A 23,010-nucleotide genomic window follows, 5' to 3' on the forward strand; every position below is an offset into this window, starting at 1 on the left:
CCGCTCCATGCAATTCTTGCCAGGTCAAATTGGCAGAAAGTCCTAATGTATGGCCCAACGCGATCCTCATGAGGTGGTCGAAACCGTCGCCCATGACACCTACGGCGGAACCGTCGTTCGGGGTAGCGTCTATGCCGCGCTGAGTCAGTTGGTGATGGTCGGGTGCCAAATCGGGTCAGTTCTGATCCTGTCGCGATTACTCAGGCCCGCTGATTTCGGTCTGATCGCCATGATCGGGCCGGTCATCGCATTTCTGACCCTGTTCAAGGAAATGGGCCTGCTGCAGGCGGTCATCCAGAAACGGACACTGACCTATGGGCAACTCAACTCATTATTCTGGATCAATTTGGGCGTCAGTTTAACGCTTACGATCCTGCTGATCCTACTGGCGCCGCTAGTCGCTGATTTCTACAAAGAGCCCGAATTGACCTGGCTGATCAGGATCATGGCGCTGAATATGGTCGTTACAGCGCTTGGCGCACAGCATTTCGCCCTACTCAATCGCGGTATGGGCTTTGGTCGAATTGCGATAAACGCCAGCATTATCGCAGTGTTTTCTTTGGTCGTTTCGATCCTTTGGGCGCTGGTCTCGCCAACGCCTTGGGCGCTTGTTGCAGGCACGCTGTCTGGCGGTGTTCTTGGTGCCTTCTTGGTATGGGCTTGGGTCCCTTGGCACCCGTCGCGCCCCGCTATCGCCGCTGGAACGGCAGACCTGTTGGGATTTGGCGCGGGCGTGACAGGTTTCAAGCTGGCGAATTTTCTGTCTCGCAACCTCGACAGTATCTTGATTGGGCGCGTCTGGGGTGGTTCGGCGCTTGGGTTCTACGATCGGGCGTACAAACTGATCCTGTTTCCGTTGAACCGTGTGGCGCAGCCCTTGTCGCAGGTTATGGTACCGGTTCTATCCCGGATGCAGGACGAACCGCACCGCTACACCCACGCATTCTTTCGCGTCTTCGGGTTGATGCAGCTTGCTATCCTGCCCGGTGTCGCCGCGATGACCGGGATGGCAGACACAGCTGTTCCGTTCTTGCTCGGCGCACAATGGGCCGAGAGCGCCCCGATCTTCGCGGCTTTGGGCGTTGCCGCCTTGGCGCAACCGCTGGCAAATCCAACCGGGTGGCTGTTTGTCAGCCAGGGGCGCACAACCGAGATGGCATGGTGGGGCTTTGCGTCTGCCACCGTCACCTGTGCAGCGTTTGTTTGGGGGGTGCAGTTCGGCGTTCGTGAATTTGCGATGGCTTATGCCGCAGTCACGATGTTGAAACTGTTCCCCCTTTGGTTGCTTGTCACCCGTAAGGGCCCGGTTGGTCGGGATAGCATCCGGCGGCGAATTCTGCCTGTATTTTGCGCCGGTCTCGTCTGTTACGTGATCGTTTTGGCCATACAAGCATCATTGCCCGATCACGCGTTTGGAAAGCTACTTGCCGGAACTGCGCTGAGCTATGTGGTGTTTTCCGGCTTTCTGGCCTTCAGCCCCTATGGCCGCGAAATCCTGAGCGAAGTGAAAGGTTTGGCAGCCAAAGCCCTGCAGGAACTGAGAAAACGCAGAGACAAGAGGCCCGCATGACGTATTCTGTGACACCAATTGCACGACGCTTTTGTTCCGGTTGCGCAGCCCAGCCGCCGGAGGCTCTGCCATGCACACGTTGACACGGATCAGCACCAAGATCGGTTGGCGAATGATGCCAGACCGAATGATTGATCAATTGCAACCCAAACCCGACCCGCACCTGGAAGAAGTCTATTTGCAACGAGGGCTTATTCTCATTCACATTCCCAAGAATGCCGGTACATCTGTAGAAAACGCCCTGTTTGGATACCGCGTCCGGCACCGGACCTGGCACGAGGTGAAGTCCGAATGTCCAAGGGCATGGCGACAACTTCCCAAAATCGCGATCCTGCGCGACCCCGTGGACCGGTTTCTGTCTGCCTATGACTATCTGAAATCTGGCGGACGTAACGCGCAAGACCGACAGTTCGGATCCAGAATGATCGGGGCGAAACCGGTCGATGACTTCCTGAACCGGCTTTGGACACAAAAGGCATTCCGCAAAACGACCATGAGGTTTTTTCATTTTCGACCTCAGACGGATTACGTCTCTGACGGCGAAACCGTGATGGTCGATGCGTTGGTTCCATTTCACAAGATGGCCGAAGGGCTAACCAAGCTTGCTGGTGTGCCTGCGAGCCTGTTGTCGCATGCGAACAAGACCACTGGCTCACGAACGCAAAAATCCGATCTGTCGCAATCGAGTGTCGACAGGATCCGACATCTCTATGCCTCCGATGTCGAACTACACGCGGATGTTTGCAAGACATGGGACGCAACCTCGGCAATCAAGCCTCTCGTGACCCAGCCAGCGGACGGGGCAGATCAACGATGACCCAGCTTACCCGCCTCGCCCGCCACAACATTTCAACGCGCGCAGCGTGCCTGCGCCCATTTGCAGGGGTATGAAGATGCGAATTCTATTTGCAGGCGGAAATGGCTGGTTGCCCGAAGCCAGCGGCGGCACCCAAAATAGCACCGATCACTTAATCCGCGAGAGTATTGCCCAAGGGCATGAATGCGCCGTGTATTGCGGTTTTTCCGGCCGGGGGTTCTTTGGGTTTAGGATGCGGGCCCAGCGCAAGATCACCGGTCGCCCATTCAGCGTCGACCACAGTCAGGGCTACGAGGTCATGCGCACTTGGGAGCCTGTTGACCCGGCCCGAATTTCCGCAGCAGTTGAGCGTTTCCGCCCCGATGCCGTGGTCATCCAAACCCGACATTCCGCGCGTTTGGGCATGGAGTTTGCAAAGCTGGGCCTGCCCGTTGTCCTCTATCTGCGCAACGTCGAATTTGATGAAAACGAAGGGGATGTGAGTAAGATTCCCGGCGCAAGTTTCATCGCCAATTCCAACTTTACCGCCGGCGCCTATATCGATGCTTACGGCATTGATTGCGCGGTGATTACGCCAACCATCAACTTTGATGAGTACAGGTGCGATACCACTCGGGAATTCACGACGCTTATCAACATACACCCAAAAAAAGGATATGAAGTCGCGCGTGAGATGGCATGCACCTGCCCTGACATTCCTTTCCTGTTTGTCGAAGCCTGGACCCTTTGGGACGGTCTTTTCAAACAAATCATGGATGAAATTGCCGAGCTGCCGAATGTCACCTTCATGAGCCGAACGTCAGATATGTCGAAGGTCTACGGGCGCACGAAGGTCCTGCTGGCACCAAGTCAGTGGGAGGAAGCCTGGGGCCGTGTTGCATCCGAAGCCCATTGCAGCGGCATCCCCGTGATTGGTTCGAACCGAGGGGGTCTGAGCCAAGCAATTGGCCCCGGCGGCATAGTACTGCCCCACGATGCGCCAATCGAAGACTGGGTCGATGCGCTGCGCAAGCTGTGGTCTGACCAAGAGGTGTATGATGACCTGTCAAAAACAGCACTGGCTTATGCAAAACGTCCCGAACTCGATTTCAAACGCCAGCATGAGGCGTTCGTGTCGGTACTGAATAGGGCTGTTTCAAAACAGAATGTCCGCTGCTCAGCCTGAATTGGCAGATCAACCAAATCGGAGCCGACCCTTGAACATCTGCTTTTGCGTCTCAAGCTTTCCAACGGTGTCGCAAACGTTTGTCACCTCGCAGGTGCTATATGCCGTGCGGCAAGGGCACAAGGTGACAGTGGCCTGCAAAACTTTCGACGCCGAAGCACCACTTTCGGCCGAGGAAAAGGCGCTGCTGAACGATGTCCGCATTGTCGTCTGGCCACCTGCGAGACCAAACCTGTTGCAACTATTCCCAAGACACTTGGCTGACCGAATGGCTGCACGGCTGGATCGATCTGCTTGGCGACGGCAGATTGATACAGATGTTGTGATCGCGCATTTCGGGTATCGCGGTGCGGCGGTGGCGCGCGCGCAAAAGGGCTGGAAACATCGCCCACCTCTGGTGACGGTCTTTCACGGTCGGGATGTGAGCGTCGAGTATCAGCGCGATAGATTGGCCAGATATCGCGACCTCTTCTCGCAGGGCGACCTGCATGTCACGGTCAACGCCCAATTTGCAGAACGTCTCGTTGAGTGCGGCGCCCCCAAGGCTCGCGTCGAAACCCGACACCTTGGTATTCCCGTAACCCGTTACCCTTATTCTGCACCAAAATTCGACCCGCCGCTGCGCATATTCAGCCTGTGTCGGTTGGTGGAGAAAAAGGGATTGAAGACCGCGATCGAAGCGTTGGCATTGCTGCACCAACGGCACCCCCGGATCGACTGGCGTTACGACATTGGCGGAGACGGCCCGTTAGCATCGGAACTGCAGGGCCAGGTGGCGCGCACCGGATTGCAGGATCGCGTTTGTTTTCTCGGTGCCCTGCCCCACCCGGAAGCTCTGAAACGGATCACCGATGCGGATGTCATGCTCGCCCCAAGCTGCACGGCAAAAGATGGCGACCAGGAAGGCATACCCGTTACTTTGATGGAGGCAATGGCGCTTGGAACCCCGGTGTGTGCAACGCGCCATTCTGGCATACCGGAACTGGTCACCCATCATGAGACCGGGCTTCTGTCAGACGAACACAACGCAGAAGAGTTGTGTCAGAATATCCTGTTCCTTGCGCAAGACCCCGAAAACGCAACGGCATTGGCCTCAGCCGCCCGCAAGAAAGTCGAGCGCGACTACAATGAGGACCTACAAAATGCCGAGTTTCTGGAACGTTGTCGAACCCTGCCGTCAGCGACCCGAGCCGAGTTAGCAAGCCAGATGACTGCATCTTAGCTTTCAACCCTCTTCCACCAGATGATCGATTGGGAGGCACTGAATTGGCAATACCGGACTTCATCATAGGAGGAGCTCCGAAATGCGGCACAACCTCCCTGCATCAAGTGTTAGATCAGCATCCTGACGTCTGGATGGCAAAAAACGAGCTGTATTTCTTTGATGCCGATGATCCCATTGCACATGGCGACTTCTTGGGGATGGATGGCGATGGTCTGGTTTGGCGATCCCCGACGACCCCACCCTGAAAGATTGGTATCAAAACCGCTTTTCTGACGCCCCCGATGGATGCCTTACGGGCGAGGATTCAACAACTTACCTGATGTCCGATGTAGCAGCGTTTCGCATCAAATCCATGAATCCAAACGCTAAAGTCATTTTCATGCTGCGGGATCCAGTCCGGCGCGCTTTTTCGCAATACTGGCATCTTCTGCGCAGCGGACGTACCTGTGTGTCTTTTGAAAAGGCGCTCAGCAGCGAACCCTCAATCGTGTTGGGTTCAACCTATGCCCCGTCTTTACGGCAATTCCATGCAGCCCTTGGAAAGGACCGAGTGCATGTTGTCTTGTTCGAGGAGTTCGAGGCCGATCAACAAGCTGCAATCAACGAAGTTACCACATTTCTCGGCCTTTCGCCGATGCCAGTCGCAAAAGTTGAAACCTGGCACAATCGAACAAAATACCCCGCCCGAACGAAAACACTTCTTCGCGTGAATCGCGTGGGTCAGATTTTGGTACGCTACCGCTATGCCCGCCATTTCGACGGTTTCAGTGGTACCCTGTCCGCGATTGGCCACAAAGCATACCGCCGCTGGTATCACTTCATCGAAAAGCGGGTTCTGACGCAGGATCAACCGCCTTCTGACATGCGATCTAGAACGCGCGACTACTTGCGTCAGCACCTGTCGGATCGAAATGCAGGGCTTTCAGATCTTTTGGGGAAGACCCTGAGCGACTATTGGCCCGGCTTTACCCAGTAGCAAGTATCTTCCAAGACCTCAGTCAACGAAAATGGCGCTAAAACACTGGCTGCAATCTGCTCGCGCGGCAGCGGGTCAGCAACAATCGCAATGACAGGTCGAAATGTGGCTGTCGCACTGATTTGGCAGAACGGCGACTGCAACAAGAACCGGCCGGTTGATGCAGCCATCCGCGTTAATGCGCGCATAAGCAACTTCACAGCGGTCCACATCGTGACAACGTTGATCGTCCTTCTCTTCGCGACCTTTCGATGCTTTGCCTGTGCCCTGGTCGTTGTGGAAGACAGAACAATCGATATCAACGGCGAGCAACACAACTTTTTCCTCGCAAGGCCCCAATTGGAACTTGGTTTCAGACAACGAGGCATTCCATCCAAGATCACGCCCGCTTGCCGTAGTGAAACTGCTTAAAGAAAGTGTCACGTCACGGGTACGGCGACTGTCGTTGGAAAACGTGACCGAGATGACGCGTCGTTCAGAACACCGTGCCTCAATCAGCACGTCTCCGTCACAAATACAGCATTCGCAACAACTGTCGTAAGCACACCGGTTGTCACAGCAATCACACCCGTAATCGCATCCACATGGTTTGGGGGAATACGGCACAGCCGGCACCCCATAGAGCGCAGTCGAATAATAGGCCTGCAACTGTGTGTACCCTTCACGAAGACTGCAGAGATAGTCATCAATATCCATCATCCGCATGCTTTGCGTGCGATAGCAATACGCATAGAACACCTCGGGTTTTCGGGCATAGCTGCCGCCGGGGTGTGTCATCGTTTTTTGCATGTTCTTGCCTCCTAATCGCGGATAGCGGAACCTTCAGACAGCCAAAATACGTACCGTCACAGTTTCCGACAAAATCCGAATGAATGCAGTTGTCTCGACGCGAACGGGAATCTTGCTCGGGATCTGAAAGGTCCAGACCTGAGATGCGGCCTGGCCGGCTTTCAGCGTAATGGGATCGTTTGTGACCTTAAGCGGCGCGAAACTCGCAAGTTCGGCCTCATAGCTGATCGACACGGCCCGCATCACGTCGTCCAATGTACGGTTGCTATCTTCAAGGTTCTTAAGCGTTCCCCGTTGCGCCCGGCAATGTAGTTCATCGAGATCAAGTTGCACGGCGCCGATGGCGGGAATGGTGACAGGAACGTTGCCATGGTTTTGAAAGGCCATCAGCTTTTCGACCTTCGCGCCTTTCTTCCCCACCACAAACACTTCGGGCGGCGAAACCTCAAGATCGACAACCTCGGTTACGATGACCTGGGCCTGATGGTCCGCACCGTCCACGGGAAATGACATCGTGTATATGCCAGGCGGCGTCGACGGCTTCAGCGCAACCGTCAAAGGGATCGTTTTTCTGGCACCTGCCCGAATTTTGACGCGTGGCAAATCCACCGCCAATGCCGATTCAGATGCCGTGGCTTTCGCACCCCGTCCAGCCTTGGGCGCTACCTGCGTCAGTTTGAGATCGCGCAGCGCCTTTCTTTCAGCACCCGCATTCTCAAGGTTCAGGGTACCGCACAGCGCACCCGGCTCGCCAATCAAAACAAGCGGCTCAACAAGTTTGACGTCTGGGGTCGTTTTCTTTGATGCCGTTGCCATGTCGCGCCTACTTGATATGGATTTTCACACCGCCAGAACTTGGTTTTTTTGCGGCTGTAGATTGCCCCGAGGACGGGGCCGAACTTTGTGCCGGTAACTGGACCGAAGGACGGAAAGGCAACTCCTCGTAGATCTGCTTGCTTTCACCGCTATAGGTCACGCCATAATATTCGACACCCATATAGGTCACGCCGATGTGGTGGTGATAAGGTTGGCAGATAATACCGGTAGGCAGCTTGCCATAGTTAACCGTCGTGCAGAAATCGAATGCTACCGGTTTCACATCGATCGAAAGCGGCTTGATCTCGAGCGTCAGATCGCTTGAGCTTTCGGTGACTATGGGCTCGGAAATTTTGATGTCCTGAAGGCTTTCCGTTTTGATCGGATCCCCGCCCTCAAGCTTTGTTTCGGTCTTGATCGGGTTCGCACCGCCATTCAGCGTGACGCCGATATCGTCGAGACCGTTTACCGTGATATCCGCATCGGTATCGGAATCGATTGAAATGGGTCCGTTGTTGACGTTTACGGTGCTTCTGCCACCTCCGCCTTTACCGCCGCCTGGCATCGTCACCTCCGAATGATATCGGTGCAGTGCCTGTGACATGCACCTCAATATGAATAAGCGTTTGGCACGAAAAACGTGCAAATGGTGGCTTAAGGATAGCACATTTGGCGTCCCGGATCACGTTTGCTGATCAGCCGCACACGTGCTGCCGCGCCAAAGGTACCAATTTGTGTTATAGTACAGGCAGATCAGTGGTTGGGTGCGCGGCGCGTGCCGGTAATCATCACCAGGGGTGACAGACGCTGTGAGTGTTGAAATCGCATTGAGTCCACATGACGCTATCTGTGCAGGCCTGTCCGGTCGCCTGTTGTGTTTTACCCATGCAGGCGGTGCAGGAGAGCGCTTTCAAGATTGGATAAGCGGTTTTGCGCCGGTTTTGGATGTCAGATCCATAACATTGCCCGGTCGAGGGGCCCTATCGGACCACGCCCCTGTTGAATCGTGGCCGTCCCTCATCGCCGCCGTGGTTACAAGGGTGCTGCCGCTCACGGACAGGCCCTACGCCCTGTTTGGGCACAGTTTCGGGGCACTATTGGCCTATGAAACAGCCCGAGCCCTGGGGGCGAAAGGCCGCCCGCCCAACTTGCTCGTGGTCGCGGGACGTGCCCCGCAAGTGGCCGCCCAAGGCACCAAGATATCCGGCTTGCCGCGCGCTGCGTTCCTGAAAGAACTGGAAGCGATTGATGGCACGCCAGTGGAAGTTCTTTCCAACGCCAATTTGATGGACCGCGCGCTGCCTGCGTTGCGCGCCGATTTCACCTTGCTTGAACGGTATGACGCGGATGGCGCTGAAAACCATCGACCGCTTGATTGCCCGATCCTTGCCGTAGGTTCTGACAACGACCTGCAGGTTCCGTTTGGTTCCGTTCTCGGTTGGCGCCATAGGACCCGCCTTAGGTTCGAGTGTCGCCTTTTTACCGGCGATCACTTCTTTCCGTTTTCCAACCCGGATTTCGCCGACTCATTGTTTGACTATGTTGATGGCTCTCTGAATGAACACTCAAAGGACTTCCATCGCGCCGGATGAACACTCCATCGCGATCATCGGGATGCAGGGCCGCTTTCCCGGCGCTGCGACTGTCGACGAGCTGTGGAAAAATCTTATGGCTGGACGCGAAGCTGTTACAACCCTGACAGCCGAGCAGATGGAGGGCGCGAGTGTTCCCAAAGACATCCATGAACTGCCAAACTACGTCAACAAAGCAACCCTTCTGGAGGATGTCGACAAGTTCGATGCCGAATTCTTTGGGTTCAGCCCGCGTGACGCCGAACTGACCGATCCCCAACACCGTCTGTTTCTGGAATGCGCTTGGCACAGTCTGGAAGACGCTGGCTATGTGCCCAACCGCTACAAGGGCGACATCGGCGTGTTCGGCGGCTGCGAATTGTCGGGATACCTTTATCTGATCAATCGCAATCTTGATCGTCTGGGTTTTTTGGACGGCATGCAGCTGATGATCACAAATGATAAAGACTACATGGCCACTCAGGTGGCTTATAAACTCAACCTGACCGGTCCGGCTATTACCGTGCAGACCTCATGCTCGACATCGCTGGTCGCGACATGTCTGGCGTGCCAAAGCCTGCTGGAAGAAAGCTGCGATATTGCCCTGGCTGGCGGGGTAACGGTGAAAGTTCCGCAGCGACGCGGTTATCTGTTCGCGGCGGGTGGAATCTTGTCACCGGACGGGCAATGCCGCCCGTTTGATGCAGCTGCTCAGGGCACGATCGTCGGCAGTGGTGTCGGGCTTGTTGTCTTGAAACGCCTGGACAAGGCGATCCGCGACGGGGACCGCATTCGGGCCGTGATCCGAGGTTTCGGGCACAACAACGATGGGGCAAACAAAGTCAGCTATGCTGCGCCAAGTGCAGAAGGACAGGCGCGCGCTATCGAGACAGCTTTCGAGATGGCAGGCATTGCGCCGCGCTCGGTCGGATACATCGAGGCCCACGGAACTGCTACAATGCTTGGAGATCCCATCGAGGTTTCGGCCCTGTCGCGTGTTTTTCGCAAGTCGACGGATGATACGCAATTCTGCTCAATCGGTTCGGTCAAAGCCAATTTGGGCCATCTAAGTTGCGCCGCCGGGGTCACCGGTCTGATCAAGGCTGCACTGGTGACCGAGACTGGCGAAGTGCCCCCCAATCCCCATTTCAATGTTCCAGCCCCGGGGATCGATTTTCCGACAAGCCCATTCTTCGTAAATCGCGACGCGACCCAGATACAGGCAAACGATGGACCCCGGCGCGCGGGCGTCAGCTCGTTTGGGGTAGGCGGAACAAATGCACATGTCCTTCTGGAAGAACCACCAAAACAGGTTAACTCAGGACCGGGACGCAAGCGGCAATTATTGGTCATGTCGGCCCGAAGTGAGGCCGCGCTGAACCGAGTGGCTTTGGCACAAGCCCGCCAGATCATGACGGCAACTTCATCTGAACTCGCAGACATTGCCTACACCGCCAAAACCGGCCGCGCCCGCTTTTCGCATCGGCGTTATGTGCGTGTTGACGCTGACAATCCGGCCGGCAGCGCACTCGCGCTTCTGTCTTATAACGCCAAAAAGGTACGCACGTTTCAATCCAATGGTGAAGACCGACCTGTCGTCTTCATGTTTTCCGGCCAAGGGTCACAATATCCGGATATGGGCAGGGGTCTGTTCCAAGCTGAACCCGTTTTTCGCCGAGCTTTTGACCGGTGTTGCCGCGCATTTCGGGCAGAGACCGAACTAGACCTGAAGCCTATCGTGTTTCCAACGAAAAACGACCGAAAGTGCGCCGCTGACAAGTTGAAGCAGACCCAGTTCACACAACCCGCTTTGTTTGCCGTCGAATATGCGATGGCCCAGCTCTGGATGTCATGGGGCGTTCGCCCGCGCGCCATGATTGGTCACAGCATTGGTGAATACGTTGCGGCGACGCTGGCCGGTGTCATGACGCTGAAAGATGCGGTGAAACTTGTAGCGCGGCGTGGTGCTTTGATGGCGTCCTGCAAACCCGGAGCAATGCTGGCGATCCCAAAGGACGAAGGATCTGTGCGCCCTCTTTTACCGGATGATATTGCGGTGGCCGCAGTCAACGCGCCCGGCATGACGGTGGTGGCGGGTCCGACCCCTGCGATAAAGCGCTTGGCCAAACGGCTTGAAAACAAGAAGATCACAGCGACGTTGCTGCGCACGTCACATGCGTTCCATTCCGCCATGATGGATCCGATCCTTGATGCGTTCATTGATGTGTTCGAGGATGTGCGTTTGCGCGCCCCCACTATCGACATTTATTCGAACCTCACCGGCAGCGTGCTGACAGCAACAGCAGCAACCGACCCCGCCTATTGGGCGATGCATCTCAGAAGCACGGTTCGGTTTGCCGACTGCGTGCAATGTGGTCTGGAGTTGCAAGATGCGATCTTCCTGGAGGTCGGGCCGGGTCGCGCGCTGACCAATCTCGCTGGCCTGCAATTGGCGGGCAGCGACTCTGTGGCGCTGTCGGCCATGGACAGCAAAGCGGGACCTTCAGACGAGGCTGACCTTGCAACAGACGCACTGGGTCAATTGTGGGCGCAAGGCGCGGACATCGACTGGCATACTTATTACAGGGGCGAAACACGGCGAAAGGTGGCGCTGCCGTCCTACCCGTTCGAACGCGACAGTTACTGGGTCGGCGGCGGCGAGGACCCAAGCATGCAGGCGGCGGCCACACGCAAGTCTATGGTTGGGTGGGCTTATTTGCCTGACTGGGTCGAAGCGCCAACCACGGGCGCGCACCGCCTATCCAAGGACGCACGCATACTGATCTTCAGTGACAAAAGCAGTGCTGCGATCAGCTTACAAAACGCGCTGGCAGCGCAGGGCGTGACAGCCATCAAAGCCACGGCGGGAAAACGGTTCATGCAGCGCAAGGACGGGTCTTTCATAGTGGACCCCGATGAGCCGGAACATATGGCACGGCTGACCGAACGGCTTCGTGATGATACCAACCCGATCACCCATGTTGTTTTCTTCTGGCCACTCATGCTTGAGGATGCTGAAACCTGCGTCGGCACAATGCAAAACGCGGCCATCGAACTTGCCAAAACCAATGGGATGGCAAAGCTTCGGATGTTTTCGCTGACAGCTCAGGCACAATCAGCCCGATCAGATGGAACATGTTCTGTTGCAGCGTCAGCCACACTGGCCATGGCGAAGACCCTTGGCCAGGAAATTCCGTCACTTAGGGTCACGACTGTAGATGTCGCCAAAGACGATCAAACCGCGACCTCTGCGGACCGTCTTGCAGGCCGGTTGATGGACGAGCTACAGGCCTCTGAATTCTCACCCAGCGTTGCTTACATTGATGGCAAACGTCACAGACTGAGCTACACTGCAAAACCGTTGGAGCCCGTCGATCCTTCGCCGCTTTTCAAAACAAATGGCGTCTATGTGATTACTGGCGGTCTCGGCAATATCGGATTGACGATCGCACGGATGCTGGCCGAAAAATATCAGGCAAAGCTGGTTCTGATTTCTCGTAACGGAGCACTGCCAAAAGCCAATTGGAAGGAGATGGCCACTGGTCCGGACGAATTTGACAAGACTGCGATCCTTGCACGAAGGTTGCTGGAGTTGGATCGCAAGGGTCACGTAGAGGTGTTGAAGGCAGACACGACGGATCAACACTCACTCGACCAAGCCTTGTCCAAAACCAAGGAGATTTTTGGCGAAATCGACGGCGTTTTCCATATGGCGGGAAACGTGAAAGATGGGTTTGGAAAACTACAAGAGCTGACCCCTGCAGATCTGGCACGTCAACTTGATCCCAAGATCGGTGGCGCTCGGACTCTGGCCAAAGCCCTGCAGAGCCATGCGCCGGATTTCGTTATTCTCGGCTCGTCGCTTTCTTCGGTTCTTGGCGGATTAAATCTGGGGTATTACGCTGCCGCCAATCAAATGCTCGACAGCTTTGCCGCGTCCCGGCCCACGGACGCAAGGTGGATCTCGGTCAACTGGGATCAATGGGCGTTTGCGAATCAGGCTCATGGAGAAGATGCCATTTCACCCGAGGATGGGGCCGAGGCGCTTTTGCGGCTGGCAGCGATTGATGCCAACCAGATCGTTATCTCGACAAAGCCGCTAAAGGCGAGGCTCGCCGAGTGGGTCGAGTTCACCGCCGTGCCAGGCACGACAGAAGCTTCGGCAGGTGGCCACAACCGTCCGAACCTGACCAATCCCTTTGAGGCGCCAAAGACCGACATGGAAACCATCCTCGCCGGGATATGGGAAGACCTTCTTGGGCTAAGCCCAGTTGGTATCCATGATAAATTCTTTGAATTGGGCGGTCATTCCCTGCTTGCCATTGAGATGACGATGCGGATCGAAGAGCGGTTTGGCTACACGCCAGAGGTCGGTCAGATTTTTGATGCGCCAACGATTGCAGGGCTGGCGCCGCTGATCGAGAAAAACATAGGGAAAGAACAGGAAACGTCTGAACGGATCAAGGTCGACCCTATACCTGTGGCGCACGATCCGGACCTGAAACTGGAGGGCGCCAAGAAGAGCTTTCAGGACATGTATGATGGAGTAACCAAACAGCTTGATGGGTCCGCTTTCGGTGCCTTCGCGCATTTCCTGAATTACGGCTATGCGCCGAACGGCGCCCCCGTGGCGTCGAAAGCAGAGCTCAGCGACAAGATGATGAACCGGAACTCGGTCAAACTGGCGCTGGAAGTGATCGGAACTTACCCTGTTGATGGCAAAACCCTGTTGGACGTGGGGTGCGGACGGGGTGGAACAGCCAGAACCTTGGCAGAGTTCTTCGAACCCGCCGCAGTCACCGGCATGGACCTCTCGGGCGCGGCTGTCGAGTTTTGCCGAAAAACACACACAGACCCCCGGTTGACATTTCTTCAGGGCGACGCCGAGGACTTGCCGTTCAAGGATGCGCAGTTTGACGTTGTCACGAACATAGAAAGCTCTCACACCTATCCTGCGATCCAGCGCTTCTATGCATCGGTGATGCGGGTTCTGAAACCGGGCGGTGCGTTTCTGTACACCGACCTTTTGCCGATCGGTAAACTGCATCAGTGTCTCGAACTTCTAAAAGATCTGGGCTTTGTGATTGAAGATGAACGAGACATCACACCCAATGTGTTACTGTCATGCGACGAAATCGCTGCTGCGCGCCTGGGTGCTTTTGGTGGCGATCAGGATATGAGCAACTTTTTGGCCGCGCCAGGGTCAGCTGTCTATGAAACGATGAAATCGGGCGAATGGAGTTACCGTATCTGGCGGTTGATGCGGCCAATCAAATGACGTCTATTTGGCAAGAAATCAATTTGTTGCGCGCCTGCCCTAATCCAACAATCACAAGAGCCGTCGAATAGCACACCCCCTCACGGTAGAGGTCGGCATCAAGCGGTATCATCACCTTTACCGTTTGCTTTTGACCGGGCGCGAGATTGATAAGCTCTGGCACGACATCGATCATCGCGCCTTCTAGGGCCGTACCAGAGTCATCCAGAACCGGCGTGGTCGAGACGCGGGGGCTGACGCTGGTTGCCGTGCTGTTTTCGACATCAAAGCTCGCAGAAAGGGTCGTGCCCGCCGCACCAGACAGCGAAATTGATGCCGCCTGAGATTCAGGTGCCGGGTCGGCCAGATACCCGTTCATTCCGCGCGTATTCAGGAAGTGGAACAATTCATCAGTGTATCGCTTGGACAGAACCTGAGCCGATGCCGCATATCGAATGGCAAGCTGAAGTCCCTCTTGCGCAATCTCGGCCCCGCGTGTTTCGGTAAATTCTTTGTAAAGGTCTGCTAGTTCAGGCGCATACCCTTGTTCCGATAGCTTCTGATACTGTGTCCCTGCATCAGTGTATTGCTGCGTGAACGCCGCATAGATTGATTGCAGCTGACGGTAGCTTTCCTCCATGGCGGCCTGTAGGTCGACCTGCCCACCTGTTCCAGGGCCGACTGCCTCCGGGGCCGAATTGCCATTCCTAACTCCAGATGTTTGCTGAGGTGCCTCAGCCGGCGCAGGTTTAGGTTTAGGCGCGCTCCGCTTTGCCTTCCTCGTTGGTTTTTTTGCTGGTTGTTTCCTGGTGGTTTTGGCCATTTCAGCCCCTATCGTAGCCGTATTGACCCGCCCAACTTACACCAAAGCAGTAGTTTGCGCCAATTTGCCCTCGCTCTCGCGCTGAATTGCGGCCTGATACCATGTGCCCAAAAGCGCGACATAGCCCGCCAAATTGGTGGAGGTCAGCGTTGCCGCGGTACCCGTCGGACCGCCAAGCCCACGTGCAACTGCAAGCTTGCCATAAAGCTCAATCACCCTCTGGATCAATGTTGGCGCGGCATAGGCAAGCGACAGGTGCTCCGGCTCCCAGACCGTATTGAAATACAGGACCGCGCCAAGTTCATCGGCAAAATCCAAAAGATCGGTCAGCTCCTGCCAATTGACGGTCATGATGCAGGCCGATATCCCGATTGGCCGGTTGTTTTGATGCGAATAGTCGGCAAGCCAGCGCGCGTTCGCCATCACAGTGTCAAAGTCGGCATTGCGACGGATCGAGCAATAGGTGTCGCGTTGAACACTGTCGAGCGAGATGCCGATATGCACGTTGCCCCGCTTCAATACTGACAAGGCTTGATCTGGAAGGATCGAAGCATTGGTCTGGATCGTGATTTCGCAATCCGGATTCAGGGCGATGAGCCGTTCCCAGATCCGGTAGTACAGCCGCATGACGAAAGGTTCGCCGCCATAAAAAGTCGTGCCCTCAAGGTGGGGGATGAACTCTTCCAGTTCGTCGACAAAGGGCTGGCCATACGCCTGCGGCATTGCAGCGCGCCTTTCGCGAAACCGACGAATCCGCGAAGACAGCTCTCCGTTGCACATGATGCATTCCAGATTGCAGGCATTGTGCAACTCGAAAGACAGCGCTGTTGGATGATCCAGGTTAGGCGACCAACGGTCAAAATGTTGTGCGACGACGGCACCAAAATTTCCAGTTTCGATTTGCGACCCGCATCCGTTGCAAGCGCCGCCAAGATCGTCCGCTGCGATGCGTTTGCACAGGGCTTGACGCGCGCGTCCCTGCCAAATCTCACGAATTGATTTGTTAGGGTAGCGCCCTAAGGGTTCGCGGTTGTAACAGCAACTTGAAACATTGCCGTCAGTGCCGAAATAAAGGCTTGTTGACGGGCTGTAACACAGTAGCGGTCGAGGTCCCGAACGGCGCTGCTGGTTATAAAGATAGTTCTGGATCGGGTTCACAACGGTGCCCCTCAAAACTCTTTCTCAGTTTTACCTTATCACAACTCTTGGGTAGCGGGTTTGAAATCAGTGACTATCCTTGGCAACAACGTTTCTGCTTGGGCGTCATGCTCAACCGCCTATCGATAACCAGAGACAAAAAGGTCCAACTACCAGCTTGCTGAAATATACTGTGTTTCCATGAATTCCAGCATGCCTTCATGCCCGCCCTCACGGCCCAGGCCAGACTGTTTTGTGCCGCCGAAAGGTGCTGCCGGATCACTAACCAGCCCACGGTTCAGACCGACCATGCCATAGTCCAGACGCTCACAAACCTGCATTGCGCGTTTCATATCTGAACTGAACACATAGGCGACCAGACCGTATTCCGTATCATTTGCGCGGGCGATCACCTCGTCCTGATCACGAAAAACCTGAAGCGCGGCAACCGGGCCGAAGATTTCGTCCCTCACGCAATCTGCCGTGCCGGTCACGTTCGACAGAACGGTAGGCGGATAGAAGAAACCCTTGCCGCTGGGTGTTTCTCCTCCGCATTCGATCGTTGCTCCTTTGGCCACCGCATCCGCCACAAATGCCACTACCTTGTCGCGGGTGTCAGCGTTGACCAAAGGCCCCACGTCGACCGTGGGATCGGTGCCATCACCCAGCTTTAGCGCGGACATCTTCTCGGTTAATCGTCTGGTGAATTCCGCTGCTACGCTTTCGTGCACATAGATGCGGTTGGCGGCCGTGCAGGCTTCGCCAAGGTTTCGCATCTTGGCCAGCATTGTTCCTTCAATCGCTGTGTCCATGTCGGCATCCTCAAATATGATGCAGGGGGCATTACCGCCCAATTCCATTGCGGGCTTCAACACCTGATCAGCCGCAGTGTGCAACAGTTTACGCCCCACCGCCGTGGACCCCGTGAAACTGACAACGCGGACACGGGGGTCATGCAGCATGTGATCAACCAACGCGCCCGAGCGCTTGGACGGCAGAACGTTGACCAACCCTGGTGGTACCCCTGCCTCTTCCAGCAACGGCATCAGGGCGAGCATGGTCAGGGGCGTTTCAGAGGCGGGTTTGATGATGACACCGCAACCAGCTGCAAGCGCTGGCGCGATTTTGCGGGTACCCATGGCTGCCGGGTAGTTCCACGGAGTGACCAGCACGGCAAGACCAGCAGGCTTGTGCTGCACAATAATCCGGGCCCCGGACGCGGGTGCATGGGTAATCAACCCATCGGCGCGCACAGCTTCTTCGGCAAACCAGCGAAAAAATTCGGCGGCATAGCCAGCTTCGCCCATCGCGTCGGCGCGGGCTTTGCCGTTTTCAAGTGTGATCAGGTGGGCAAATTCTTCCAGCCGGGCTGTCATCAATTCCCAGGCGGTGCGCAAGATTTCCGAACGCGCGCGCGGCGTGCGTACAGCCCATTCCTTCATCGCACGCTCGGCTGCATCAAGCGCGGCGTCGGCATCGGCGATATCGGCAGAGGCGACCGAGGCCAACACCTGTTCATCAGCAGGATTGTATACGTCGAAGCGTTCGGCACCCGGGCGCCATTGGCCGTTAATGTAAAGATCAGTGTAGTCCATGCTGGGTCCTGTGGTCAGATCAGATGCGTCAATGGGTCTTCCAACCGCTCGGCAAATCCAGTCAGAAATGTAAGCGCGGCATCGCCGGTGATTTGCTGAGGCGTGAAATCAAGCCTAAGGGTCAGTTCTTCCCCCCTGCCCGCCACATTCAAAACCGCGCAATCCGATGGGCCGATGTTCAGGCTGGTGATCGGGCTGCCCGTCAGATCCTGCAGTCTTAGATCAGGCAAAACCCCGTCGGTTTCGGGCTGAACCGACAGGCGTGCGCGGTCGGGATTGGCAAACAGTTTGGAGGTCCCGCCAAGAGAGGTCAGTTCGACGATCACTTCGTCCCGACTATCGTGAGCCATGCGCCATGCAGCGGCTGCAAATGCGGCCCAGATGGCGCTGGCAGGGATGACGATGCCGCCATCTTCTTTCATCCAGCGCAGGAACTCATGTTGCGCAGCGGATGATATACAAGCGGCGATCTGGTGTTGTGCTTGACCGATCGGTCCCTCTTTGGCTGGCATCTGCGGTGCAAGGGACTTGAGCGCCTCCAGATCTTTCACATGAAAGGGCTGAGGATGACCTGCCTCAACCAACAGCGCCAGGTCCAGCCCCTGCTCAAGCGCCAATCGCCGTGCTTTGGGTGAGGCCAAGATACGCCCATCTGCGCTTGGCTGGGACAAAACAGGCCGTTGTACCAGATGTTCGGGCTGCTCTTCCTCAGATGTTGCTGCGACCTCAAACAGAACGGCAGCCTGCGCAACCGGATTATCAGGTTTCGAAGTTGAGATAATCGCGATGGTTTGGCCCACCGGAACGTCCTGTCCGGCCTCGGCGGTAACGCTGGCCAGAAAACCGGCTGCGGGTGCCTCGACTTCCATCGTGGACTTGTCCGTCTCCACTTCGAACAACACGTCCCCCTCGGCGACCGCCTCACCCGGCTGTTTAAGCCAGGCGACCAGACGTCCGGTATCCTGCGCCATGCCCAGCGCTGGCATGATCACCTCAAGCGGCATGAATCATCTCTCCTGCCACCAACAGGTGCGCGTTTCGGGCGACACCTTCCGGCGTGGGTACGGTCAGGTCCTCAAGCGCCGGGCTAAACGGTACGGGGACATCCATCGCCCCCATACGCAGCACAGGCGCATCAAGATGATAGAACGCTTTTTCGTTGATGCGGCTGGCGATTTCCCCTGTGATGCCATAGCTTTGATGCCCCTCATCCACGACAATCACACGGCTGGTTTTTCTCGCAGATGCCAGCAGCGTGTCTTCATCCAGCGGAACAATGGTGCGGGGATCAATCACCTCGGCCGATATGCCGTCCTGGGCCAAGATGTCAGCGGCCACCTCGCAGACCTGCACCATGGATGACGTCGCAATCAGCGTGATGTCCTGCCCCTCTCGCTTGATGTTGGCTTGCCCGAAGGGAATCAGAAATTCTTCCTCGGGCACCGGGGCTTTGTCGTTGTACATCAGCTTGTCTTCGATGATCACCACCGGGTTGTTGTCACGAACAGCTGTTTTCATCAGGCCCTTCGCCTCAAAGGCAGAGGATGGCAATGCAACTTTCAGCCCGGGGATATGGGCGACCAGCGCGTGCAGCGATTGCGAATGCTGCGCGGCAGATCGGCGGGTTGCACCCAGATTGGTGCGCAGGACCAGTGGCACGTTCAGCTTACCACCCGACATGTAATAAGCTTTGGCCGCCTGATTGCAGAGCTGATCCATGATCAGATACATGAAATCGCCGAACATCAGATCGACAACCGGCCGCGTTCCGGTCAGCGCAGCCCCGACTGCGACCCCCATGAATCCGGGCTCAGAAATTGGTGTATCCACCACACGGGATGTACCGAATTCTTCGACCAACCCGCTGAGCACTTTGAACGGCGTTCCAGCTTCTGCGACATCTTCACCAATAATGAATACCGTCTCGTCGCGACGCATTTCCTCAGCCAAAGCCTCATTCACGGCCTGAGAAAGGGTAATCTCTCGCATTGTAAGTCTCCTCAGGCCAGCGCGTGTTTGATGTCGGTGAATACATGCATATCCACCTCGGATCCGTCGGGGTAATCGGCCTTCAGCGCATATTCGACTGCATCGACGGCATCGGTCTTTATCTCTGCATTCATCGCCTCGATGTCTTGTTCGCTGGCGATGCCTTCGCCGATCAACCAGGTCCGAAAACGGATGATCGGGTCGCGGTTATCTTTCCAGTCCCGCTCTTCTTCTTTCGAGCGATAATACTCGCGATTAATGTCACCCACATGGTGACCGTGATAACGGTAGGTCATCAGTTCGATGAAGAACGGCCCCTCGCCCTTACGGCAGCGTTCAACAAGCTGTTGAGCAAGCTCATTGACTGCCAGCACATCCTGCCCATCGACCTGAAACGCTTCAATTCCAAACGCTTCGGCACGCGCCGTGATGGAACCTGCGGCGATCTCTTCGGTTTTTGTGTATTCCGAGTACCCGTTGTTTTCACAGGCATAAATGACCGGCAAGGACCACAACGCAGCCATATTCATGACCTCGTATAAAAGCCCCTGCGCCGTGGCGCCGTCCCCGAAGAAACAGACCGTGACGTCGTCAGAACCCAAAAATTTAGCCGAGAACGCGGCGCCCGTTGCGATCCCCATCGACCCGCCAACAATAGCATTCGCGCCAAGATTGCCGTTTGACTGATCAGCAATATGCATCGAGCCACCTTTGCCCCGGCAATACCCCTCTTCCTTTCCCAAAAGCTCGCAGAACATTTCCTTGAATTCCGCACCTTTGGCCACGCAATGGCCGTGCCCGCGATGGGTCGATGTGATTTTGTCGGTGATCTTCAGCGCCTCGCAAATCCCAACTGCAACCGCTTCTTCACCCGAATACATATGAGTCAGCCCTGGCATTTTGGCCGAAAGATACAGTTGGTTGGCATTGTCCTCGAAGGTGCGGATACGCACCATCTGACGGTACATACGCAGATAGTCTTCAGCATTTGTCTTGGTCATGATGGTCCTCGTAGGGTGGCGGGATTGTCCCGCCTCGCAGGGAGAGAAACTGCGAGACGGGTACCGAGCACCGCTCAGTATCGGTTTGCAATGGGAAGGTCCTGCGCCGGGAACAGGCTGATCACCTCGCAGCCGGTATCGGTGACAACGACCTCTTCTTCGATCCGGGCCGCTGAATAGCCATCGGTCGCAGGGCAATAGGTTTCCAACGCGAAGACCATTCCGGTTTTGATTTCCATCGGATTGTCGAGGCTGACCGAGCGCGACATGATAGGCCGTTCGTGCAAAGCCAACCCCAATCCGTGACCAAACTGCAGGCCAAATGCCGACAGCTCGTCCGGGAACCCAAATTCCTCGGCCGCAGGCCACAATTTGGCGACCTGATCAGTCGTCACACCGGGCTTGATCGCGGCGATTGACGCGTCAATCCACTCGCGCGCCTTCACATAGGCATCGTTTTGGGCAGGCGTCGCACCGCCGATATTGAACGTTCGGTAGTAGCAGGTGCGATACCCCTGATAAGATTGCAGAATGTCAAAGAATGCCTGATCACCCGGGCGGAACAAACGGTCCGTGAAATTATGCGGATGCGGATTGCAGCGCTCGCCCGAGATCGCGTTGATCGCTTCGACGTCATCACTGCCCATCTCGTAAAGAAGTTTATTGCTGAGCGCGACGATGTCATTCTCTCGCACACCAGGTTTCAGCTCTTCATAGATCATGTGGTAAACGCCATCGACCATGCTGGCCGCCTGCGTAAGAAGCTGGATTTCATCCCAGTTCTTGATCTCGCGGGCGCTGAGCATAATCTGCTGGCCATCCACAACGTTCAGCCCCGCTTCTTGCAAGGCGTGGAACATCGCGGTTTCCGCATAGTCAACGCCGACGGGCATGTCTTTCATTCCGGCGTCTTCGATCAGGCCGGCGATCTCTTCGGCATATTTCTTCATCAGACCAAAACTGGGAGGGATGGTGCCTCGCATGCCAACAACTCCCGCCCGGCAGTGGTCAGGGATCAGCCAGTCGGCATACTTCTTGTGATGTACAGCGGCTGATCCGAAATCCCACACATATGGCGCATCATCACCTGTCAGCAGGCAAAACCGGCACATCTTGTCCCGTTCCCACTCTCCGATTTTCGTCGCAGATACATACCGTATATTATTGACATCAAATAATAAAAGCGTGCCACAGTCGCTGGCCTTCAGCGCCTCGCGTGTCCGCGCCAAACGATAGCGGCGAAGCCGGTCGTGATCGACGCGGCGTTCGAAATCAACCGATGTGTGTCCCCAAGCGGGCAATCGGCCTTCCCACTTCCAATGGGGCTCCAGGTCCTGAGGCGTAAGGACGTTTGGGGTAAGCGCGAGGTTCATAGCGAGAATTCCTTGTTGCGGCGCGAAGTTCTGCGCCCCTGAGAGACGGTCAGCATCTGCTGATTATCGGGGTCACTGAATGCACCAGCCGCCGTCGATATGGATCATCTGACCGGTCATGTAGTCACTGTCGTCACTGGCCAGGAAAGACGCCGTTCCGGTGATGTCATCGGGGTAAGACACGCGCTTGATCTGCAGCGCATCGCGCACAATGTCTCCATAGGCTTGGCCTTCACGTTCCTTGAACCCGATATCGACCAGATCTTTGTCGAGCTGCTCCCAAAGTGGCGTGACCACAACTCCTGGCGCATAGCCGTTGACGGTGATGTTATGTTCAGAAAGCGCAACGGCGCCGCAATGGGTCAGGGCAAGGCAGCCATATTTTGACGTGCAATAGACAGTGACATCCACAAGCGGCTTGCGAGAGGCGATGGATCCCACGTTGATGATCTTGTAGGGGTGACCTTCCATCGGGCCTTGCTTGATCATCTGGCGTGCGGTCTCTTGCATGCCCAACCACATCGCCTTGGTGTTGACATTCATGATCATGTCCCAGTTGTCTTCATCGATATCCATGAAGAACCGAGGCTTGTTCAGACCCGCGTTGAAAAGACCCACATTGATGCTGCCAAAGGCCTCGACAGTGGCGGCAATGGCTGCTGCGTTGTCTTCGCGCTTGGTGACATCCATTTCCACCGCAATGGCGTTACCATTGCCAGAAGCATTGATCCCATCCGCAACCTTTTGAGCCTCCGCATGATCAAGATCCCCGATGCAGACATTAGCGCCCTGAACGGCAAAGCTCTCGGCATTGGCCTGCCCCATACCGCGGGCGGCCCCAGTTATCAGGATATTCTTACCTTTCAGGCGGTTGGGGTCCATGGGTCGATCCTCCTCAAGTCACGT

The 23,010-nt window shown here is 56.0% G+C and carries 19 protein-coding genes; 8 read left to right on the forward strand and 11 right to left on the reverse strand.

The features are described from left to right. Positions 1 to 49: 49 nt before the first annotated feature. The 6 genes from D9K61_RS24500 (at position 50) to D9K61_RS24525 (ending at position 5,753) form a co-directional block, all read left to right on the forward strand. Complete coding sequence (locus D9K61_RS24500) at positions 50 to 1,570, forward strand: lipopolysaccharide biosynthesis protein (RefSeq protein ID WP_120635834.1); 1,521 nt, start codon at positions 50 to 52, stop codon at positions 1,568 to 1,570. A 70-nt stretch (positions 1,571 to 1,640) separates the two neighbouring features. After that, the gene (locus D9K61_RS24505; protein WP_120635835.1) at positions 1,641 to 2,387 is read left to right on the forward strand and encodes a sulfotransferase family 2 domain-containing protein; all 747 of its coding nucleotides are present in this window, start codon (positions 1,641 to 1,643) and stop codon (positions 2,385 to 2,387) included. Positions 2,388 to 2,463: 76 nt separating this feature from the next. Beyond that, positions 2,464 to 3,552 (forward strand): glycosyltransferase, encoded by a 1,089-nt coding sequence (locus tag D9K61_RS24510; protein WP_120636177.1) that lies wholly within the window; start codon positions 2,464 to 2,466, stop codon positions 3,550 to 3,552. Then, on the forward strand, positions 3,533 to 4,774 hold the full coding sequence (locus D9K61_RS24515) for a glycosyltransferase (RefSeq protein WP_120635836.1): 1,242 nt from the start codon (positions 3,533 to 3,535) through the stop codon (positions 4,772 to 4,774). Before D9K61_RS24510 ends, D9K61_RS24515 begins: the two co-directional genes overlap by 20 nt. Positions 4,775 to 4,818: 44 nt before the next feature. Continuing rightward, on the forward strand, positions 4,819 to 5,022 hold the full coding sequence (locus tag D9K61_RS27730) for a sulfotransferase (protein ID WP_216825847.1): 204 nt from the start codon (positions 4,819 to 4,821) through the stop codon (positions 5,020 to 5,022). A gap of 74 nt (positions 5,023 to 5,096) precedes the next feature. Next, positions 5,097 to 5,753 (forward strand): sulfotransferase, encoded by a 657-nt coding sequence (locus tag D9K61_RS24525; RefSeq protein WP_162947015.1) that lies wholly within the window; start codon positions 5,097 to 5,099, stop codon positions 5,751 to 5,753. 75 nt (positions 5,754 to 5,828) lie between these two features. Here the strand turns inward: D9K61_RS24525 and D9K61_RS24530 are convergent, their stop codons facing one another. Genes D9K61_RS24530 through D9K61_RS24540 form a run of 3 tightly spaced genes read right to left on the reverse strand, consistent with a single transcriptional unit; the run spans position 5,829 to position 7,962 of the window. Next, a complete protein-coding gene (locus tag D9K61_RS24530) occupies positions 5,829 to 6,542 on the reverse strand; it encodes a hypothetical protein (RefSeq protein ID WP_120635838.1) in 714 nt (237 codons plus the stop codon). A 33-nt stretch (positions 6,543 to 6,575) separates the two neighbouring features. Continuing rightward, positions 6,576 to 7,358, reverse strand: coding sequence for a hypothetical protein (locus D9K61_RS24535; RefSeq protein ID WP_120635839.1), 783 nt, complete (start codon positions 7,356 to 7,358; stop codon positions 6,576 to 6,578). A gap of 7 nt (positions 7,359 to 7,365) precedes the next feature. Continuing rightward, on the reverse strand, positions 7,366 to 7,962 hold the full coding sequence (locus tag D9K61_RS24540; RefSeq protein WP_120635840.1) for a hypothetical protein: 597 nt from the start codon (positions 7,960 to 7,962) through the stop codon (positions 7,366 to 7,368). A 223-nt stretch (positions 7,963 to 8,185) separates the two neighbouring features. On the opposite strand from D9K61_RS24540, the gene D9K61_RS24545 reads away from it, so the two are divergent. Then, positions 8,186 to 8,950, forward strand: a complete 765-nt coding sequence (locus tag D9K61_RS24545) for a thioesterase II family protein (RefSeq protein ID WP_162947017.1) — start codon at positions 8,186 to 8,188, stop codon at positions 8,948 to 8,950. Beyond that, a complete protein-coding gene (locus D9K61_RS24550) occupies positions 8,916 to 14,207 on the forward strand; it encodes a type I polyketide synthase (protein WP_120635842.1) in 5,292 nt (1,763 codons plus the stop codon). The genes D9K61_RS24545 and D9K61_RS24550 overlap by 35 nt, the downstream gene beginning before the upstream one ends. Here D9K61_RS24550 and D9K61_RS24555 read toward each other — a convergent pair. From D9K61_RS24555 to D9K61_RS24590, 8 genes are all read right to left on the reverse strand, one after another. Then, complete coding sequence (locus D9K61_RS24555) at positions 14,200 to 14,826, reverse strand: hypothetical protein (protein ID WP_120635843.1); 627 nt, start codon at positions 14,824 to 14,826, stop codon at positions 14,200 to 14,202. The two genes, D9K61_RS24550 and D9K61_RS24555, sit on opposite strands and share 8 nt — an antisense overlap. A gap of 219 nt (positions 14,827 to 15,045) precedes the next feature. After that, positions 15,046 to 16,167: a radical SAM protein gene (locus D9K61_RS24560; protein ID WP_162947018.1), complete on the reverse strand. Its 1,122-nt coding sequence runs from the start codon at positions 16,165 to 16,167 to the stop codon at positions 15,046 to 15,048. Positions 16,168 to 16,316: 149 nt separating this feature from the next. Further along, complete coding sequence (locus D9K61_RS24565) at positions 16,317 to 17,741, reverse strand: NAD-dependent succinate-semialdehyde dehydrogenase (RefSeq protein ID WP_120635845.1); 1,425 nt, start codon at positions 17,739 to 17,741, stop codon at positions 16,317 to 16,319. Positions 17,742 to 17,755: 14 nt separating this feature from the next. Further along, on the reverse strand, positions 17,756 to 18,745 hold the full coding sequence (locus tag D9K61_RS24570) for a biotin/lipoyl-containing protein (RefSeq protein WP_120635846.1): 990 nt from the start codon (positions 18,743 to 18,745) through the stop codon (positions 17,756 to 17,758). Next, positions 18,735 to 19,730: an alpha-ketoacid dehydrogenase subunit beta gene (locus D9K61_RS24575; protein ID WP_120635847.1), complete on the reverse strand. Its 996-nt coding sequence runs from the start codon at positions 19,728 to 19,730 to the stop codon at positions 18,735 to 18,737. The genes D9K61_RS24570 and D9K61_RS24575 overlap by 11 nt, the downstream gene beginning before the upstream one ends. Positions 19,731 to 19,741: 11 nt before the next feature. Next, positions 19,742 to 20,731, reverse strand: coding sequence for a thiamine pyrophosphate-dependent dehydrogenase E1 component subunit alpha (locus D9K61_RS24580; protein WP_120635848.1), 990 nt, complete (start codon positions 20,729 to 20,731; stop codon positions 19,742 to 19,744). 74 nt (positions 20,732 to 20,805) lie between these two features. Continuing rightward, the gene (locus tag D9K61_RS24585; RefSeq protein WP_120635849.1) at positions 20,806 to 22,104 is read right to left on the reverse strand and encodes a Xaa-Pro peptidase family protein; all 1,299 of its coding nucleotides are present in this window, start codon (positions 22,102 to 22,104) and stop codon (positions 20,806 to 20,808) included. Between the two features lie 72 nt (positions 22,105 to 22,176). Then, positions 22,177 to 22,986, reverse strand: a complete 810-nt coding sequence (locus D9K61_RS24590) for an SDR family NAD(P)-dependent oxidoreductase (protein ID WP_120635850.1) — start codon at positions 22,984 to 22,986, stop codon at positions 22,177 to 22,179. Positions 22,987 to 23,010 lie beyond the last annotated feature (24 nt).

The sequence above is a fragment of the Ruegeria sp. EL01 genome (assembly GCF_900313035.1).
GTDB lineage: Bacteria > Pseudomonadota > Alphaproteobacteria > Rhodobacterales > Rhodobacteraceae > Ruegeria.

Excerpts from the sequence above, each read along its gene's own strand:
- D9K61_RS24505 (WP_120635835.1), top strand. The coding sequence starts at position 1,641 with ATGCACACGTTGACACGGATCAGCACCAAGATCGGTTGGCGAATGATG.
- D9K61_RS24570 (WP_120635846.1), bottom strand. The coding sequence starts at position 18,745 with ATGCCGCTTGAGGTGATCATGCCAGCGCTGGGCATGGCGCAGGATACC.
- D9K61_RS24555 (WP_120635843.1), bottom strand. The coding sequence starts at position 14,826 with ATGGAGGAAAGCTACCGTCAGCTGCAATCAATCTATGCGGCGTTCACG.
- D9K61_RS24530 (WP_120635838.1), bottom strand. The coding sequence starts at position 6,542 with ATGCAAAAAACGATGACACACCCCGGCGGCAGCTATGCCCGAAAACCC.
- D9K61_RS24525 (WP_162947015.1), top strand. The coding sequence starts at position 5,097 with ATGTCCGATGTAGCAGCGTTTCGCATCAAATCCATGAATCCAAACGCT.
- D9K61_RS24535 (WP_120635839.1), bottom strand. The coding sequence starts at position 7,358 with ATGGCAACGGCATCAAAGAAAACGACCCCAGACGTCAAACTTGTTGAG.
- D9K61_RS24550 (WP_120635842.1), top strand. The coding sequence starts at position 8,916 with ATGAACACTCAAAGGACTTCCATCGCGCCGGATGAACACTCCATCGCG.
- D9K61_RS24515 (WP_120635836.1), top strand. The coding sequence starts at position 3,533 with ATGTCCGCTGCTCAGCCTGAATTGGCAGATCAACCAAATCGGAGCCGA.
- D9K61_RS24575 (WP_120635847.1), bottom strand. The coding sequence starts at position 19,730 with ATGCGAGAGATTACCCTTTCTCAGGCCGTGAATGAGGCTTTGGCTGAG.
- D9K61_RS24540 (WP_120635840.1), bottom strand. The coding sequence starts at position 7,962 with ATGTCACAGGCACTGCACCGATATCATTCGGAGGTGACGATGCCAGGC.
- D9K61_RS24565 (WP_120635845.1), bottom strand. The coding sequence starts at position 17,741 with ATGGACTACACTGATCTTTACATTAACGGCCAATGGCGCCCGGGTGCC.
- D9K61_RS24510 (WP_120636177.1), top strand. The coding sequence starts at position 2,464 with ATGCGAATTCTATTTGCAGGCGGAAATGGCTGGTTGCCCGAAGCCAGC.
- D9K61_RS24580 (WP_120635848.1), bottom strand. The coding sequence starts at position 20,731 with ATGACCAAGACAAATGCTGAAGACTATCTGCGTATGTACCGTCAGATG.
- D9K61_RS24500 (WP_120635834.1), top strand. The coding sequence starts at position 50 with ATGGCCCAACGCGATCCTCATGAGGTGGTCGAAACCGTCGCCCATGAC.
- D9K61_RS24590 (WP_120635850.1), bottom strand. The coding sequence starts at position 22,986 with ATGGACCCCAACCGCCTGAAAGGTAAGAATATCCTGATAACTGGGGCC.
- D9K61_RS24585 (WP_120635849.1), bottom strand. The coding sequence starts at position 22,104 with ATGAACCTCGCGCTTACCCCAAACGTCCTTACGCCTCAGGACCTGGAG.